18 protein-coding genes are annotated in these 16,339 nt (G+C 68.4%); 7 read left to right on the forward strand and 11 right to left on the reverse strand.

The features are described from left to right. Positions 1-19: 19 nt before the first annotated feature. The gene (locus ACWF0M_RS36590; RefSeq protein ID WP_452240351.1) at positions 20-1,072 is read right to left on the reverse strand and encodes an SDR family oxidoreductase; all 1,053 of its coding nucleotides are present in this window, start codon (positions 1,070-1,072) and stop codon (positions 20-22) included. Positions 1,073-1,143: 71 nt separating this feature from the next. On the opposite strand from ACWF0M_RS36590, the gene ACWF0M_RS36595 reads away from it, so the two are divergent. Further along, complete coding sequence (locus ACWF0M_RS36595) at positions 1,144-2,049, forward strand: LysR family transcriptional regulator (RefSeq protein WP_452240352.1); 906 nt, start codon at positions 1,144-1,146, stop codon at positions 2,047-2,049. Here the strand turns inward: ACWF0M_RS36595 and ACWF0M_RS36600 are convergent. After that, positions 1,999-2,187 (reverse strand): DUF3099 domain-containing protein, encoded by a 189-nt coding sequence (locus tag ACWF0M_RS36600; protein WP_452240353.1) that lies wholly within the window; start codon positions 2,185-2,187, stop codon positions 1,999-2,001. The two genes, ACWF0M_RS36595 and ACWF0M_RS36600, sit on opposite strands and share 51 nt — an antisense overlap. Position 2,188: 1 nt before the next feature. Further along, on the reverse strand, positions 2,189-2,638 hold the full coding sequence (locus tag ACWF0M_RS36605; RefSeq protein ID WP_452240354.1) for a MarR family winged helix-turn-helix transcriptional regulator: 450 nt from the start codon (positions 2,636-2,638) through the stop codon (positions 2,189-2,191). Between the two features lie 118 nt (positions 2,639-2,756). On the opposite strand from ACWF0M_RS36605, the gene ACWF0M_RS36610 reads away from it, so the two are divergent. Together ACWF0M_RS36610 and ACWF0M_RS36615 are read left to right on the forward strand one after the other, a co-directional pair. Next, positions 2,757-4,112, forward strand: a complete 1,356-nt coding sequence (locus ACWF0M_RS36610; protein WP_452240355.1) for an MFS transporter — start codon at positions 2,757-2,759, stop codon at positions 4,110-4,112. Beyond that, on the forward strand, positions 4,102-4,650 hold the full coding sequence (locus tag ACWF0M_RS36615) for a TetR/AcrR family transcriptional regulator C-terminal domain-containing protein (protein ID WP_452240356.1): 549 nt from the start codon (positions 4,102-4,104) through the stop codon (positions 4,648-4,650). The genes ACWF0M_RS36610 and ACWF0M_RS36615 overlap by 11 nt, the downstream gene beginning before the upstream one ends. Here the strand turns inward: ACWF0M_RS36615 and ACWF0M_RS36620 are convergent. From ACWF0M_RS36620 to ACWF0M_RS36630, 3 genes are read right to left on the reverse strand one after another with little or no spacing between them, the layout of a single operon-like run. Next, complete coding sequence (locus ACWF0M_RS36620; protein ID WP_452240357.1) at positions 4,647-5,918, reverse strand: dihydrolipoamide acetyltransferase family protein; 1,272 nt, start codon at positions 5,916-5,918, stop codon at positions 4,647-4,649. The two genes, ACWF0M_RS36615 and ACWF0M_RS36620, sit on opposite strands and share 4 nt — an antisense overlap. Beyond that, positions 5,915-6,901: an alpha-ketoacid dehydrogenase subunit beta gene (locus ACWF0M_RS36625; protein ID WP_452240358.1), complete on the reverse strand. Its 987-nt coding sequence runs from the start codon at positions 6,899-6,901 to the stop codon at positions 5,915-5,917. Before ACWF0M_RS36625 ends, ACWF0M_RS36620 begins: the two co-directional genes overlap by 4 nt. 1 nt (position 6,902) lies before the next feature. Continuing rightward, entirely contained in the window at positions 6,903-7,991 is a 1,089-nt protein-coding gene (locus ACWF0M_RS36630; protein WP_452240359.1) for a thiamine pyrophosphate-dependent dehydrogenase E1 component subunit alpha, read from the reverse strand. Between the two features lie 116 nt (positions 7,992-8,107). Here ACWF0M_RS36630 and ACWF0M_RS36635 point away from each other — a divergent pair, with 116 nt between their 5' ends. Next, a complete protein-coding gene (locus ACWF0M_RS36635; protein ID WP_131335678.1) occupies positions 8,108-8,596 on the forward strand; it encodes an Lrp/AsnC family transcriptional regulator in 489 nt (162 codons plus the stop codon). On the opposite strand, the gene ACWF0M_RS36640 is transcribed toward ACWF0M_RS36635, so the two are convergent. Continuing rightward, entirely contained in the window at positions 8,593-9,558 is a 966-nt protein-coding gene (locus ACWF0M_RS36640) for a LacI family DNA-binding transcriptional regulator (protein ID WP_452240360.1), read from the reverse strand. The genes ACWF0M_RS36635 and ACWF0M_RS36640 overlap by 4 nt on opposite strands. A gap of 78 nt (positions 9,559-9,636) precedes the next feature. Between ACWF0M_RS36640 and ACWF0M_RS36645 the strand changes: the two genes are divergently transcribed. Continuing rightward, positions 9,637-10,953, forward strand: a complete 1,317-nt coding sequence (locus tag ACWF0M_RS36645; protein WP_452240361.1) for a Gfo/Idh/MocA family protein — start codon at positions 9,637-9,639, stop codon at positions 10,951-10,953. 56 nt (positions 10,954-11,009) lie between these two features. Here the strand turns inward: ACWF0M_RS36645 and ACWF0M_RS36650 are convergent, their stop codons facing one another. The 3 genes from ACWF0M_RS36650 to ACWF0M_RS36660 are packed head-to-tail and all read right to left on the reverse strand — an operon-like array spanning position 11,010 to position 12,842. After that, entirely contained in the window at positions 11,010-11,366 is a 357-nt protein-coding gene (locus ACWF0M_RS36650) for a hypothetical protein (RefSeq protein WP_452240362.1), read from the reverse strand. A 10-nt stretch (positions 11,367-11,376) separates the two neighbouring features. Next, a complete protein-coding gene (locus ACWF0M_RS36655; RefSeq protein ID WP_452240363.1) occupies positions 11,377-11,793 on the reverse strand; it encodes a VOC family protein in 417 nt (138 codons plus the stop codon). A 44-nt stretch (positions 11,794-11,837) separates the two neighbouring features. Continuing rightward, entirely contained in the window at positions 11,838-12,842 is a 1,005-nt protein-coding gene (locus tag ACWF0M_RS36660) for a magnesium and cobalt transport protein CorA (RefSeq protein ID WP_452240364.1), read from the reverse strand. A gap of 128 nt (positions 12,843-12,970) precedes the next feature. Between ACWF0M_RS36660 and ACWF0M_RS36665 the strand changes: the two genes are divergently transcribed. After that, positions 12,971-13,933: a 2-hydroxyacid dehydrogenase gene (locus ACWF0M_RS36665; protein WP_452240365.1), complete on the forward strand. Its 963-nt coding sequence runs from the start codon at positions 12,971-12,973 to the stop codon at positions 13,931-13,933. 76 nt (positions 13,934-14,009) lie between these two features. Next, positions 14,010-15,362 carry a serine hydrolase domain-containing protein gene (locus ACWF0M_RS36670; RefSeq protein WP_452240366.1) on the forward strand — a complete coding sequence of 451 codons (1,353 nt, stop codon included), beginning with the start codon at positions 14,010-14,012 and terminating at the stop codon, positions 15,360-15,362. Positions 15,363-15,365: 3 nt separating this feature from the next. Here the strand turns inward: ACWF0M_RS36670 and ACWF0M_RS36675 are convergent, their stop codons facing one another. Then, positions 15,366-16,250 carry an RNA polymerase sigma-70 factor gene (locus tag ACWF0M_RS36675; protein WP_452240367.1) on the reverse strand — a complete coding sequence of 295 codons (885 nt, stop codon included), beginning with the start codon at positions 16,248-16,250 and terminating at the stop codon, positions 15,366-15,368. Between the last annotated feature and the right edge of the window lie 89 nt (positions 16,251-16,339).

Here is a 16,339-nt window from a genome sequence, read left to right on the forward strand (position 1 = left end):
ACATCGACGCGGCGAGCGATCACGGGATGATGCGGCGGCTGCGCAGGTCGGCGAAGATCCCGTAGAACATCTGCTCGGTGTCGACGTACTCGTGGAACCCGGCCCGGCGTGACTTCGAGGCGTCGGCGAAGAAGTCGTAGTCCCACCCGAACACGAAGTCGGCGAACGGCCAGGACGACACCTCGGCGAACGACGTCGACGTCAGCCCGTGGGACACCTGCAGCTGTTTCCAGACCGGCTCCTTGTCCGCCATCACGTCCTGCAGCGACAGCTGCAACGGCGGCGCGACCTCCAGTCCGAACCACGCGCCGAGCTTGGGCCACAACTCGCTCCAGCGGAACAGGTCGCCGTTCGTGATGTTGAACGCCTGGTTCGCCGCCGCCGGCGCGGTCGCCGCCCAGACCGTTGCCTTCGCCAACAATCCGGCGTCGGTCAGCTCGAGCAGCGAGTGGTACGCACCGGGCTTGCCAGGAAAGCGCAGCGGTACGCCGAGTTCCTTCGACAGGGACGCGTAGACGGCGATCGCGACCGCGAGGTTCATCGGGTTGCCGAGCGCGGAGCCACCCACCACGGACGGACGCAGCGCCGACCACGTCCACGCCTTGCCCTGCTGGCGTTCCTCCAGGAAGCGTTGCTGATCGACGTTGAACTCCGGCGGCAGATGCGGCGGATCGTCCTCCCGCGCGGGCGTCTTGAACGGCCCGAGGTGCGCGCCGTACACCTTGTAGCCCTGCATCAGGCTGACGTGCCGCAGTCCGCGCGCGGCCGGCTCGATCGCGTCGACGACGTTGACCAGCATCGCGAGGTTCGGCGCGACGAGCTCGGCCCAGGTCGGCCGGTCCTGGTACGCGACGTAGAACACGTGCGTCACGTCGGTCAGCCCGGACAGCTTGTCCCGGGTGTCGTCCGGGTCCAGCAGATCGACGGCGACCTGCCGCACCCGGCCGGGTACGTCGGCACCGCCGCGCCGCGACAACCCGATCACCCGCCAGTCGGGCAGCGACGCCAGATGCTCGACCAGATTCGTCCCGATCACGCCTCGGGAACCGACCACCAACGCAACGTTCTCCATGCCCAACAGCCTTGCTGACCTGCACGGATAAAACCAACGCATAGTTTTCACCGAACCCATAAGCTGAGGACATGGCAACGCTCAGGCAGCTCGAGTACCTCGTCACCGTGGTCGACCAAGGCTCGTTCACGAGGGCCGCCGAGCTCCTGCACGTGACCCAGCCCGCGCTCTCCCACCAGATCCGGACCCTCGAGCGTTCGGCCGGCGGACCGCTGCTCGAGCGGCTCCCCCGCAGCGTCCGCCTCACGCCGACGGGCCGCGCGATGCTCCCGCACGCGCGCGCCGCGCTGGCCGACGCGGAACGGGCCCGCTGCGCCGCCCGGCAAGCCGCCGGACTCGAGGTCGGCGAGCTGCAGATCGCGACGCTCTACTCGATCACCCTTGGCGTGCTGCCCGCCGCCCTCCGCGAGTGGCGACGGACCCGCCCGAACGTCGGCATCCGCCTGTTCGAGCACCGTCATACCGACGAGCTCGTCGACGCGATGAACGCAGGCGAAGCCGACCTCGCCGTCGGCCCAGAGCCAACGAACTGGCCCGGCGTCACGCGCACGCTCGGCACCGAGGAACTCGTCGTCGTGGTCGCCACGGACGATCCCGCCGCGACCGGAGACACCGTCAAACTGCAGGACCTGGCGGACCGCTCCTGGGTCCACTACGCGCCAGGTCACGGCCTCGCGGACGTCCTCGACAACGCTTGTGCACAAGCAGGATTCGAGCCGCGCATCGCCGTACGGACCGAACAGACCGCCGCCGCGCCCGCACTGGCCGCGGCAGGTCTCGGCCCTGCGCTCGTCCCCGACAACATCCTGCCGAAGGACTTCGACGGCCACATCCTGCACCCGGAGCCCGCAGTACGTCGGACGCTCACGGCGTACACGCGTGGCGAACCAGATCCGCTCGCAGCCGCATTCATCGACGTACTGCTGTCAGCTCTTGTCGTGGCCCCAGTTCGCCACGATGACCGCGATCGGGGGTAGCACGGCGGCGACTGCGCTCATGCCGATGGCGACCGGGATCGAGAACAGGCGGACGACGAACCACGCCAGGCCGATCAGGGTCAGGCAGCTGCCCATCAGCCAGAAGTAGAGCTTGCGGTTGTCGTACTGGGGAGACATGTCACACCTTCAGCGCAAGCTTCCCCAGCGCGGTGACCAGCGGGGACAGCTCAGGTAGCTCGGCGGCACGCTCCAACGCAGACGTCAGTACGGCGTCATGGGTTGGCTCCGCCTGCTCGAGCAGCTCGCGGCCGGCCTCGGTGACCTCTGTGTAGATGCCACGCCGGTCCGTCGGGCACAGGTACCGCTGCAGCAGCTTGCGGTCCTCCAGCCGGTTCACCAGGCGGGTAGTAGCGGACTGACTGAGCACTACCGCGTTGGACAGCTGGTTCATCCGCAGGTGGTAGTCGTCCTGCCGCGCCAGCACGTCCAGCACGCTGTACTCGCTCACGGACAGTCCGTGCTGCTTCTGCAGCGCGCGCTCCAGCTCGTCCTCGATCCGGGCGTGCAGCGCCGCCAGGGTTCGCCACCCCTGCGCCCGCGCCTCCGCGGCGTCATCCGGTAGTCCCACGACACCTCCACTTGAACTTCATGCTTGCATGCGCAATCATAGCGCTTGTGCAATAGTCCGCGTGTGCAACTATCGCGCACGCCGGTAATAGTCCTCAGACTACATTCGAAGGAGCGTCATGCCAGCGGCCTTGCTCGCGCTCGCAATCGGAGCGTTCGGCATCGGGACTACCGAATTCGTCATCATGGGCCTGCTGCCCGAGGTCGCCACCGACTTCGGCGTCAGCATCCCGTCCGCCGGACTGCTCATCTCCGGCTACGCGCTGGGGGTCGTGGTCGGCGCCCCGCTGCTCACCGCGATCGGCTCCAAGGTCTCCCGCAAGACCGTGCTGATCGCGCTGATGGGCGTCTTCATCGCCGGCAACCTGATCTCCGCGCTCGCTCCGTCGTACGGCGTTCTGATGACCGGACGGATCGTGGCGGCACTGTCCCACGGCGCGTTCTTCGGTGTCGGCTCGGTGGTCGCGGCGTCGCTGGTTCCGAAGGCGAAGCAGGCCAGTGCGATCGCTCTGATGTTCACCGGGCTGACGGTCGCCAACGTGCTCGGCGTACCGGGTGGGACCGCGCTCGGCCAGCAGTTCGGCTGGCGGTCGACGTTCTGGGCGGTGACTGCGCTCGGTGTGATCGGGCTGCTCGGCATCGTGTTCCTGGTCCCGCGGCAGGACACCGCGGAAGGTCCTGGGCTGCGTAGCGAGCTGGCCGTGTTCAAGAGCCTGCAGGTGTGGCTGGCGTTGGCTATGACCGCTCTGGGCTTCGCTGGGGTGTTCGCGTCGTTCACCTACATCGCACCGATGATGACCGAGGTAGCGGGCTTCTCCTCCGGCGCTGTGACCTGGCTGCTCGTGCTGTTCGGCGCTGGGCTCGTAGTGGGCAACCTGCTGGGCGGCAGAGCAGCGGACCGCTCGCTGATGCCGAGCCTGTACCTGATCCTGGCGCTCCTGGCCGCCGTACTGGTCGTCTTCGTGTTCACTGCGCACGCCAAGCTCCCCTCTGCTGTGACGATCGCGCTCTTCGGTGCTGCTGGGTTCGCCACCGTCGCTCCGCTGCAGAAGCGTGTGATGGACAAGGCGAAGGGCGCTCCGGCGCTGGCGTCCGCGGCCAACATCGCAGCGTTCAACCTCGGCAACGCTGCCGGCGCATACCTCGGTGGACTCACCATCGAGCGCGGCCTCGGCTACACCGCACCGAACTGGGTCGGCGCCGCACTGGCTGTTGCCGGTCTGCTCGTCGCTCTCCTGTCCGGCCTGCTCGACCGAGGCCGGGCCTCCGCACATGCTGAAACGGTGTTCTTGGATGTGACACACTGTTTTAGTGCGGGAAGCGGATCGGCGGACGGTGCTCGGGTCGGTGTGGTTGCGCGACGAGCCGGAGGCGACGAGGAGCCGGCTGAGTCGCGAGGACATCGTCGCGGCAGCGATCCGGGTGCTCGACCGAGACGGGCTGGACACGTTCTCGATGCGGGTGATGGCGGCTGAGCTGGGGACCGCCGCGACGTCCGCCCTGTACTGGCGGATCGCGACCAAGAACGACCTGCTCGAGCTCGTCGTCGACACGGTGCTCGGCGACGCGCTCATACCGGCGGAGGGCGACTGGCGCGAGCAGGTGACTGCTGTCGCGCAGGCGGGGTACCAGGCGTTGTGGGAACACCCGTGGGCAGCGCAACTGCTCCCGACGCACGCCGGGCTCGGGCCGAACTACCAGGCGCTGACCGAACGGGTGCAGTCCATCCTGAACGACGCCGGCTTCAAGGGCACCCACCTGGACTCGGCGGTGTCGGCGATCTTCCACTACCTGATCGGGTCGGCCGTGACGGACTCCGCCTGGTTGTCGGTCGTACGGCGAAGCGGTCTGAACGAACTGCGCTGGGCGGCCAGATCGGCGAACCGGATGGGCGTCGACGCCGCGCACCTCGCCGCGTACCTCAACCGCGAGAGCACCGCCGGCCCGGAGGCACGCTTCGCCTCCGGGCTACGGGTGATCCTGATCGGCCTCCGCCCGCGCCAGCTCTCTTAAAGGTCAGCGAATGCTGATGCTGGGTTCTCGAAGGCGTCGGCGACGAAGCGGAGGAAAGCGGCTGCTGTGCCGCCGTCGCAGACGCGGTGGTCGAACACCAGCGACAACTGGGTGAGCTTGCGGATCGCGAGTTCACCGTCGACCACCCACGGACGGTCGATGATCCGGCCGACGCCGAGGATCGCGACCTGCGGATGGTTGATGATCGCCGCGCTGCCGTCGACCCCGAAGCTGCCGTAGTTGTTCAGCGTGAACGTCCCGCTGGTCAGCTCCTGCTGCGTCAGCCGACCGTCCCGCGCGGATGCGGTCAGCCGGCGGATCTCCGCGTCCAGACCGCGCGTCGTTAGTACGTGGGCGCCCGCGACAGCCGGGACCATGAGACCGCGATCCGTTTGCGCCGCGAGGCCGAGGTTCACGCCGTCGTACTGGACGAGTTCCTCGCGCTCGGTGTCGACGTACCCGTTGAGCTCCGGATACTTCAGCAGCCCGGCGACGACGAACCGTGCCATCAGGGCGAGCAGCCCCGGACCGGGATCCGTTGCCGATCGCAACGATTCACGCAACTCGATCAGGGCGGTCGCGTCCACGTCGACCCACGTCGTCGCCTCGGGGATCTCGGCGCGACTCCGACTGAGCGTGGCGATCACGGCTTTGCGGAAACCACTCATCGGAGTACGCCGCAACTCAGACAAACCGGTCCGCGCCTCATCCCGCCCCGCTACAACCTGCTCCACGGACGGCTGCATGCGGTGGGCGATCGCCAGCTCCACATCGCGCCGAACGATCAGCCCATCGGGGCCGGAGCCCGTCAGCGCGCGCAGATCCACGTCCGCATCGCGTGCGAGCCGGCGGACCAGCGGGGAAATGACCAGCGGAACGCGGTTTTCCGGAACATTTTCCGCAGCAGGCGCAACATTTGTTCCGGAAAGCCGGGGCCGACGCCGACGCCCGGCCCCGGAAGACTCGGAAGTCCCGTACCCGACCAGCACGTTCCCCGACCCGGCCGGCTCCTCCGCGCGGTACGCCGCCCCGTCCGGATCCCCCACTGTGATCAGCGGCTTCCCGACCGGCACCGTCGTACCGGCCTCGCCGTGCAACTCCTCGACCACCCCGGCGTACGGACACGGCAGCTCAACGATCGACTTCGCGGTCTCGACCTCCGCGATCGGAGTGTCGACGGCGACCACATCGCCGACCTTCACGAGCCACCGGACGATCTCCGCCTCGGTCAATCCTTCACCGAGATCGGGGAGCAGGAACGTGTTCACGAGTCCTCCCACTGCAGGTCGTCGACCGCGTCGAGGATCCGGTCGACGCTCGGGAGCTGGTACTTCTCCAGTTTCGGCGGCGGGAACGGGATGTCGAACGCGGTCACCCGCCGTACCGGAGCGGCCAGCGAGTGGAAGCACTTCTCGGTGACCCGGGCAACGATCTCCGACGACACACTGGCGAACCCGCTCGCCTCGGCCACCACGACAGCCCGTCCGGTACGCCGTACCGCCGCGCACACCGTCTCGTCGTCGAACGGCACCACCGATCGCAGATCCACCACGGTCAGCTGCCGACCCTCCGCCGCGGCGACCTCGGCCGCCTCCAGCGCAACCGGAACGGCCGGCCCGTAAGCGATCAACGTCGCGTCCGCACCGTCGCGCCGTACGACGGCCGTGCCGATCCCCGGCTGCGACTCGGTGAGGTCGACCTCTTCCTTGGCCCAGTAGAGCTTCTTCGGCTCCATGAACACCACCGGATCCGGGAACTCGATTGCCCTACGCAACAATCCGTACGCGTCCGCGACCGTTGCCGGAGTCACCACCGTCAGCCCGGGTGTGTGCGCGAAGTAGCTCTCCGAGGAGTCGCTGTGGTGCTCGACCCCGCCGATGCCGCCGCCGTACGGGATCCGGATCACCATCGGCAACTGCACCCGCCCGCGGGTCCGGTTACGCATCTTGGCGACGTGCGAGACGACCTGCTCGAACGCCGGGTACCCGAACGCGTCGAACTGCATCTCGACCACCGGGCGCATCCCGTTCATCGCCATCCCGACCGCCATGCCGACGATGCCGGCCTCGGCCAACGGGGTGTCGAAGCACCGCTTGTCGCCGAATTCCGCGGTCAGCCCGTCGGTGATCCGGAAGACGCCGCCGAGCGCACCGACGTCCTCGCCGAACATCACCACCGTCTCGTCGGCCGTCATCGCGTCCCGCAGCGCCTGGTTGAGCGCCTGCGCCATCGAGATCTTCATGTGCGTCATCTCAGGCCTCCTCGCGGGCAATCTCGTCGCGCAGGAATGCGGCCTGCTCACGCAACTGCTGGGTTTCCGAGGCGTAGAGATGCGCGAACAGGTCGGCCGGGTCGACGGACGGCTCCGGCATCAGCCCGTCACGCAACTGCGCGGCCACCTGCACGGCCCCGGCCTCCGCATGCTCCCTGACCTCGCTGGACAGCCAGCCCTGCTGCTCGAGGTACGTCGTGAGGCGCTTGATCGGATCGCGCTCCAGCCACGGGGCGACCTCGTCGTCCTGGCGGTACCGGGATGCATCGTCGGCGTTGGTGTGCGCCTGCACGCGATAGGTGTGCGCCTCGATCAACTGCGGACCTTCGCCCGCGCGAGCCTTCTCCACAGCCTGTCCGAGTACGGCGAGAAGGCCGGCGAGATCGTTGCCGTCGGCGCGTTCGCCCGGGACGCCGTACCCGATGCCCTTGTGTGCGAGGGACGGCGCGGCGCTCTGCCGGGCGAGCGGCACGGAGATCGCGTACTCGTTGTTCTGGATGAAGAACACGACCGGCGCCTGGAAGACCGCCGCGAAGTTGAGGGCCTCGTGGAAGTCGCCCTCGCTGGTCCCGCCGTCGCCGACGAGCGCCATCACGACCGTGTCCTCGCCCTTCAACCGGGCCGCGTGCGCGACCCCGACCGCGTGCGGGAGCTGGGTCGCGAGCGGGGTCGCCTGCGGCGCGACCTTGTGCTCGTACGGGTCGTAGCCCGAGTGCCAGTCACCGCGAAGCAGCGTCAGCGTCTCGATCGGGTCGACGCCGCGGCTCATGATCGACACCGAGTCGCGGTACGTCGGGAACAGCCAGTCGCCCTCGCGCAGCACCATCGTCGCCGCGAGCTGACACGCCTCCTGACCGAACGACGACGGGTAGACCGCGAGCCGGCCCTGGCGGACCAGAGCGCTCGCCTGGTCGTTGAACCGGCGGCCCCGGATCAACTGTGTGTAGCCGTCGAGCAGGGCTCGCTTGGTGGGCAGCCGGTACGACGGGTGGTCGTGCGGTACGCCGTACTGATCGATCAGACAGACGGGGTCCGCGGAGGGGAGCAAACGCTCCTCGACGGTAGTCATGGTCACTCCAGCAGGAGACGGACGGTAGCCACATGGTCGTCCCTTCTGGCCAAGTGGATCTATAGCTGGAAGAATCGCGAGACGTTTGGGTTCCGGACACAGATTGGGGCCGCAGAATGTCCGACGAGGTGATCGTCCACCGGGCCGGTCCTGGACAGATTGTCGTCGCTCCGGCGCTCGACGAGATCGATCGGCAGATCATCGAGGCGCTCGGCCGGGACGGACGGCTGTCGATCCGGGCCCTCGCCGACGAGGTGCACATCTCCCGCGCGAACGCCTACGCCCGCGTCGAGCGGCTCACGAACACCGGCGTGATCACCGGTTTCACAGTCACCGTCGACCCGCTCAGACTCGGCCTGGCGACGTCGGCGTACGTCACCCTCAGTCTCCGGCAGAGCTCCTGGCGCACTCTCCGCAAACAACTCCAGGCGATCCCGGAGATCAAGCACATGGCACTGGTCGGCGGCGACTTCGACGCGATCCTGCTGGTCCGCGCCGCCGACAACGAAGGCCTCCGCCGCCTCGTCCTCGAGAAGCTCCAGGCGATCCCCGAAGTACTCGCGACCCGGACGGCGCTGATCTTCGAGGATGTCGGGACCCTCTAGCAGCCGCAGGACCTGCGCAGGATGAACTCGGTCGGGAACGTGATCTCCTCGATCGCCCGCTCGCCGTCGATCAGCCGGCCGACGGCGGCCTCGGCCATCCGCTCCAGCGGCTGACGTACGACGGTCAGCGGCGGCCAGGTGTACTCGGTCTCGGACGTGCCGTCGAACGCCACCACCGCAACGTCCTCCGGTACTCGCAGACCCGCCTCATGCAGGGCGCTGAGGACCCCGACAGCCTGGAGATCCGAGCTGGCGAAGATCGCCGTCGGCCGGTCGTCTGCCGCCAGCATCTCCCGGCCGGCCGCACGTCCGCCCGCACGGCTGAAGGTCGCGTGGGCGAGGGGCCCCAGGGCGAGACCGGCCGCCGCGAGCGCGTCCCGCCAACCGAGCTCCCGCTCCGGGTGGCCGGCGCCGCCGATCACCAGGCCGATCACGCGATGACCGTGCTCAATCAGGTGCTCCACGCCGCGGCGGGCGCCCTCGCGGTACGCCGGTCGCACCGAGCTGACCGTCGGCAGTACACGGTTGATCGCGATCACCGGGACCTCGACGTCGTCCAATGACGGATCCGCAGTCGGCGCCACCAGGACGAGCCCACTGACCTGGCGCGTGAGCAGCTCCGCGATCTTCGCCCGCTCGGTGACCGGATCCCCGTCGGCGCTCGTCTGCAGTACGACGTACCCGCGCGCCGCCGCCTCCCGGTCGATCGCCTTCGCGAGTTCCGCGAACAGCGGATTGCCCCCGTCCGGCGTGATCAGCCCGAACGTCCGCGTCGTACCCATCCGCAACGCCCGCGCGGTCGCGTTCGGGCGATACCCGAGCACGCGGATCGCGTCGAGCACCCGCTCACGCGTCTCCGGGGCGACCTTCCGCGGACCCTCGTTCACGACGTAGCTGACGACGGCCGTACTGACCCCGGCGTACTGCGCCACGTCGTTGCGGGTCACCGGATCCTTGGCCATGAAGTGATGGTACGACGGTTGACCGGTCCGGAAAGCGATTGCTAGCGTCTGCGTCTACACGAGTAGAAGGAGTCCACCGTGGCCAGACGCTATGCAGTCGCCGGGACCGGTTCGCGCGCGCAGTCGTACATCCGCGCGATCCTCCAGGAGCACCCCGAGGAGGCGGAGCTGGTCGCCCTGCTCGACCCGAACCCGGGTCGGCTCGCGTTCCACCAGGGCAAGCTGACCGAGCTCGGCGGCCCCGAGCTCCCGCAGTACGGCGCCGGCGACCTGGAGCGGATGGTCAAGGAGCAGTCCGTCGACCGCGTCGTCGTGACCAGCCCCGACTACACGCACGCGACGGTCGTGTCGCGGCTGCTGCGGGCCGGCGCGGACGTGATCGTCGAGAAGCCGCTGACCATCGACGCGGACGGGACCCGGCAGATCGTCGACGCGATGAACGAGTCGGGCAAGTCCGTCGTCGTCACGTTCAACTACCGCTACTCACCGCGGAACAGTGCGCTGCGGCAACTGATCCTGGACGGCGAGATCGGGCAGGTCACCAGCGTCGAGTTCCAGTGGGTGCTCGACACCCGGCACGGCGCGGACTACTTCCGCCGCTGGCACCGCGAGAAGAAGAACTCCGGCGGTCTGCTGGTCCACAAGGCGTCCCACCACTTCGACCTGGTGAACTGGTGGATCGCCTCGACGCCGACCCGCGTGTTCGCGTCCGGCGGGCTGGCCTTCTACGGCTCCGACAATGCGGCGGCCCGCGGCCTCGGCGAACGTCCGGCACGCGGCACGGTCGACGGTTCCGCCGACGACCCGTGGCTACTCGATCTGCGCACCGACGACACGAATCGGCAGCTTTACTACGAGAGCGAGAAGTACGACGGGTACCTGCGCGACCAGGACGTGTTCGGTCCGGGGATCACGATCGAGGACAACATGTCCGTAATCGCGGAGTACGCGAACGGCGCGCGGCTGAGCTACTCGCTGAACGCGCACTCGCCGTGGGAGGGGTACCGCGTCTCGGTCAACGGCACGCTCGGTCGCGCCGAACTGGAAGTGGTCGAACGGGCCGCGGTCGTCGACGACCAGATCGACCCGAGCTACCCGTCCGACCGCGTGATCGCCGGCGACGTCCGCACCAACGGCGAGCGGCTCGTGCTGCAGAAGCACTGGGCGCCGGCCGTCGAGGTCGAGATCCCCCGCGGCGAAGGCGGCCACGGCGGCGGCGACCGCCTGATCTACGCCGACCTCTTCGTCGGTCCCGGCGACGATCCGCTGGGCCGCGCCGCCGACGTCAACGACGGCGTCCGCGCCGTCGCAGTCGGCATCGCGGCCAACCAGTCACTCGCCACCGGCCAGCCGATCGTCGTCGCCGACCTGAACCTCGGCGGCTGGGGCGCGTAGTCCGGTTTCTTGAAGGATCTGCTGGACGGTCTCGTCGAGCGAACTCGACTCGTCGATCACCGTCTCGCGCGGCCGCTCCAGCAGATCCCTCGGCCGGTACCAGTCCGCCATATCGGCCGCGGAAACGCGTTCTTCTTGTCCCGGGTCGAGTGCCGGCGGACCGTTTCCTCGAACGGAATGTCCAGGTAGTAGAAGTTTCCGCCATGATCGCGGGCGAGTGCGTACCGGGCCATCTGGCCGATCAGGTCGATGTTCGCGCCGTCGGGTTCGGCCAGTTCCTGGAAGACGGTACGGCGTACGTAGTCCTGCTCGACGTACGCGATGCCGCGCCCGTACAGCGCCCGGATCGCTTCCACCACAGAGCTCTTCCCCGACCCGGAGTTCCCTCTGATGACGATCAGCCGCGGATCCACGCAGCCATTACTACCAGGCGGCGGGCTGACCGGGCCGGTGCGTGCCGAAGGTCCATTCGTAGCCCTCGGGGTCGGCGACGCGGCAGCGGTAGTTGCCCCACTCGGTCAGTTCGGGTTTCCACACCACCTCGGCTCCCGAGTCCGCTGCCTTCGCGAAGATGGCGTCGACCTCGTCCTGCGTGTCGAAGCCGATGTACATCCCGTGGCCGACGGTTTCGCCCTTGCGGGCGGGCCGGTCGTAGCCCTCCTCGTCGGTGAACAGGGTGAACGCGACACCGCCGTACCGCATCTCGGCGTGCATGACGCCGCCCTTGTCGTCCGGGACCTCCATCGTGGTCTCGAAGCCGAACGCCCTCTCGAGCCAGCGGAGGGCACCGACTGCGTCGCGATAGCCGAAGTACGCGTAGAGCGTTGCTGTGTTGGTCATGTGTCCAGCATCGACGGGGTAGCGGACAGAAGGTGGCCGCTACCTCAGGCGGCTTCTCTTCTTGCTGCTCGTTGGCGGCGGAACCAGACCAGGAGGGCGATGCAGGGCACCAGGAGGCCGCCGACGCCCAGCGCGAGGAAGTCCCATTCCGCTCCGATGTGGTCGACCAGCCACGCGAAGTTCTGGCCGAAGAAGCCGGTGACGAAGGTCAGTGGGAGGAAGACCGTGGCGAGGATGGTGAGCTGCTCGATCGTCGCGTTCTGCCGGACGCTGACCTTCGTCTGCTCGACACCGATCACCGCCATGTTCGCCTCCAGGACCGTGGCGAGCAGGTCGCGCTGAGCGGCGACCTCCTCGTTCACCAGGACGAGATGGTCGTGCACGTCCCGGAAGTACGGCAGGAGCGCGGTGTTGCGGGCGTCGCGCTCGAGCGTCGCGAGTACGGCGATCAGCGGGTGTACGGCGCGGTAGAAGTCGGTCACCTCGCGGCGCAGGAAGTAGATCCGCTCGGTCGGGGCGACCGAACCGGCGAACACCGTCCGCTCCACCTCCTCGATGTCCCGCTCCAGTTCCGCGACGACCGGGCCGTAGCCGTCCACGACCTGGTCGAGGATCGCCCAGAGCACCGAACTCGTGCCGCACTCCAGCAGTTCGGCCCGCTGCTCGAGCCGGATCCGCGCGCCGTGCAGGTCGCTGGCCACGCCCTGACGGACGGTGATCACGAACGCCGGCCCGACGAAGACACTGACCTCGCCGAAGTCCACTTCCTCGCGCTCGTCGTCGTACCGGGCGGTGCGCAGGATGACGAGCCGGATGTCGCCCTCGTACGGCTCGACCTTCGGGCGGAGGTGGAACGTTTGCGCGTCCTCGACGGCCAGCTCGTGCAGGCCGAAACTCTCCCGGACCTCGGTGAGTTCCTCGGCGGTGGGCTCGTACATGCCCAGCCAGACGAACCCGCCGGCCCGGCAGCTCGCGGCGGCGTCCGCGACCGACATCGCCTCGACGTGCTGGCGGCGTCCGTCCCGGTAGTAAGCGCAGTCGATGATCATGGTGGCCTCCTCCCCTGATCGTCGTCCATTCGGCCGCCGAGGCAAGGGGGCTCGGGCGAAGTTCGGTTCTGGTTCAGATGCTGGTCGGATTCCTGGCACCGGTGGCGGCTGTCGACAAGGATGAAGCCATGGGACTACCAGTCGTACTGATGCCAGGACCGATGCACGAAGCCGTCGCCGCCGGGCTGGACGGTCACTGCGAGCTGATCCGGCTCTGGGAGGAGAGTGACCCGGACGCCGTACTCGCGGCCCGCCGGGACGAGATCGTCGCCGTCGCCACGGGCGGTACGCCGATCGACGGCCCGTACCTCGACCGCCTCCCCGCGGTGCGCCTGGTCGCGAGCTTCGGCGTCGGCTACGACCGCATCGACGCGACCGCCGCCGCCGAACGCGGCGTCGTGGTCACCAACACCCCCGGCGTACTGGACGACGAGGTCGCCGACACCGCACTCGGCCTGCTGCTGATGACGGTTCGCGAACTGGGGCAAGCCGAGCGGTACCTCCGCGACGGCAAGTGGGCCGGCGGCGGTCCGTACCCGTTGACCCGCGCAACCATGCACGGCCGCCGGATGGGCATCCTCGGCCTCGGCCGCATCGGCCAGGCGATCGCCGACCGCGTCCAGCCCTTCGGTATCACCGTTGCCTACCACAACCGCAGCCCGAAGGACGTCTCCTACCAGTACTACCCGTCGCTCGTCGAAATGGCCGCCGACGTCGACACCCTGATGATCGTCATCCCCGGCGGCGACACCACCCGCCACCTGGTCAACGCCGAAGTACTCAAGGCGCTAGGCCCCGACGGCATCCTCATCAACGTCGCCCGCGGCACCGTCGTCGACGAACAAGCCCTGGTCGACGCCCTCCGCACCAACACCATCCAAGCCGCCGGCCTGGACGTCTTCGAACACGAACCCAAGGTCCACCCCGACCTCCTCACCCTCCCCAACGCGGTCCTCCTCCCCCACGTAGGCTCCGCCACCATCCCCACCCGAACCGCCATGGCCAACCTCGTAACCCAAAACCTAACCACCTACCTAACCACAGGCACCCCACTAACCCCCGTCCCCGAATCCACCCACCTACTCAATTGAGCACCCCACCGATGCCTGTCCTGTTGCCGCGTTCGACGCCCGGTGCGTCGGGCGTTCGGCCCGGTCGATCGTCGCGTTGCTGGATCGGCTCGACGAAGGATCGATCGAGTGTCACTCGATCATGGTCGTACGTCGCGGGCACGTCGTCGCGGAGGGCTGGTGGGCGCCGTACTCGGCCGACCGCCCGCACCTGCTCTACTCGCTCACCAAGTCGTTCACCTCGATCGCTGTCGGGCTCGCGATCGCCGATGGACTGCTCGCGCTGGACGATCGAGTGGTCGACGTGTTGCCCGACCACGTACCGGCCGACATCTCGGAGCAGGGACGCCGGATCACCGTTCACCACCTGCTGTCCATGACGGCCGGCCACGCCGACGACAGCCTCGAAGAAGCGTGGCGACTGGAACCGGGCGATCTGGTGAAGGGCTTCCTCCGTACGCCGTTCGCGGCGCCGGAGGGGTCCCAGCACACCTACGACAACTCGACCACGTTCGCCCTGGCCCGGATGGTGGAACGGGTCACCGGCCGCGGCCTCCCGGAACTGCTCGACGAACGCATCTTCAAGCCGATGGGCATCGACCACGCCGAATGGGACCGGGTGGCGAGCGGTGCCGCGTTCGGGTTCCACGGGCTGCACCTCACCACCGAGGCCGTTGCCGCCTTCGGTGAACTGCTGCTGCGCGGCGGCCGGTGGCGCGACCGCCAGCTCGTCCCGCGTGAATGGGTGGAGCTGGCGACCACCAAGCACGTCGACACCCTGCCTCTCCCGGACCAGGCGCGGAACCCGGACTTTCTGTACGGGTACGGCTACCAGTTCTGGATGTCCCGGCACGGTTACCACGGCAACGGCGCCTTCGGCCAGTACTGCGTGGTTGCCCCGGGCCACGATCTGGTGGTCGTGGTGACCAGCTCCATCGAGCAGGACCACACGCTGCCCGGCCTGTTCTGGGAACTTCTGCTGCCCAGCCTGGATGAGCCAGGCAGCGCCGAGGACGACGAACTGCTCGCGGATCGGCTGCAGCAGTTGTCCTTCGCGCCGGTCCAGGGTTCGGCCGCAGACCGTTCCATCAAGGCGAGACTCGACGGCTCCGCGGCGGACTCGCCGCTGCCTGACGGGACCACCGTGATCGTCGATCCCGCGGACGGTGGATGGCGCTTGCGACTCGGGGCGCTTCTCGAATTCGAGGTCGGTCACAGCGAATGGCGGGAGAGTTCGCCGCTCGGTCGCCCTGTTGTCGCGGCCGGCGCCTGGCAGGACAACACGTTCGTCGCCGAGCTCTTCGTCATCACCACTCCGCACCGGATCCGGCTGGTGGTCGACGCAGACGCAGGTACGGCGGTGGCGACGTGGAACACCGTGCCGCTGACCGGCCCCAACCTGGTGCTGCACGTGCGGTCGCCGCTGATGACACGACCCGACGTCGCCTAGTTTTCAGCGGGTCAGGAAGGTCTCCTCCGTGAGGTGGGCGAGCTTGGCGGGGTTCCGTACGGCGTACAGGCCGGCGATCTTGCCGTCTTCGACGTGCAGGACGGTGACCGTGTCGACCTCGTCGGTAAAGCGAAGGATCAATGCGGGTTGTCCGTTGATCTGGGTGATTTCGAGCGAACCTTCGGCCAGTCGTTCCACGGCCAGCGCGAGGAGGCGGGCGACCTTCTCGGCGCCGACGACCGGGTGCGGGAGGGCCTGGACCACGCCGCCGCCGTCGCCCAGGAAGACCACGTCGGGAGCAAGGATGTCGACCAGGCCCTGCAGGTCGCCGGTGTTCACGGCGCGCTGGAACGCTTCCAGTGCGCCGCGGGTCTCGTTGGCGGAGACGACGCCGCGCGGGCGCCGGGCGGCCACGTGCGAGCGGGCTCGGTGGGCCACCTGCCGGACGGCTTCGGGGGTCTTGTCGACGGCCTTGGCGATCTCGTCGTAGTCGAGGCCGAACACCTCGCGGAGAACGAACACGGCGCGTTCGGTCGGTTTGAGCGTTTCGAGGACCAGCAGCATCGCCATCGAGACGCTGTCGGCGAGTTCGACGTCCTCGGCGACGTCCGGCGCGGTGAGCAGCGGTTCCGGAAGCCACGGTCCGACGTACGACTCCTTGCGCCGTCCGAGGGTGCGGAGGCGTTGCAGGGCCTGGCGGCTGGCGATCCTGACCAGGTACGCGCGGGGGTCCAGCACCGTGTCGAGGTCCACCTTGACCCAGCGCAACCAGGTCTCCTGCAGTACGTCCTCGGCGTCCGCCGCCGAGCCGAGGAGTTCGTAGGCGACGGTGAACAGAAGGTTGCGATGGGCAACAAAGGCCTCGGTGGCCCGGTCCGTACCGGTCACTAGGGCACCATCCTTGCTGCAGGCACCGATACGGTGCTTGCTGTTGGGACTCGGCGGGAGCCGGGGTGACGGTCTGTTCCGGTCGCTCG

It is taken from the genome of Kribbella sp. NPDC055110, from assembly GCF_053607525.1.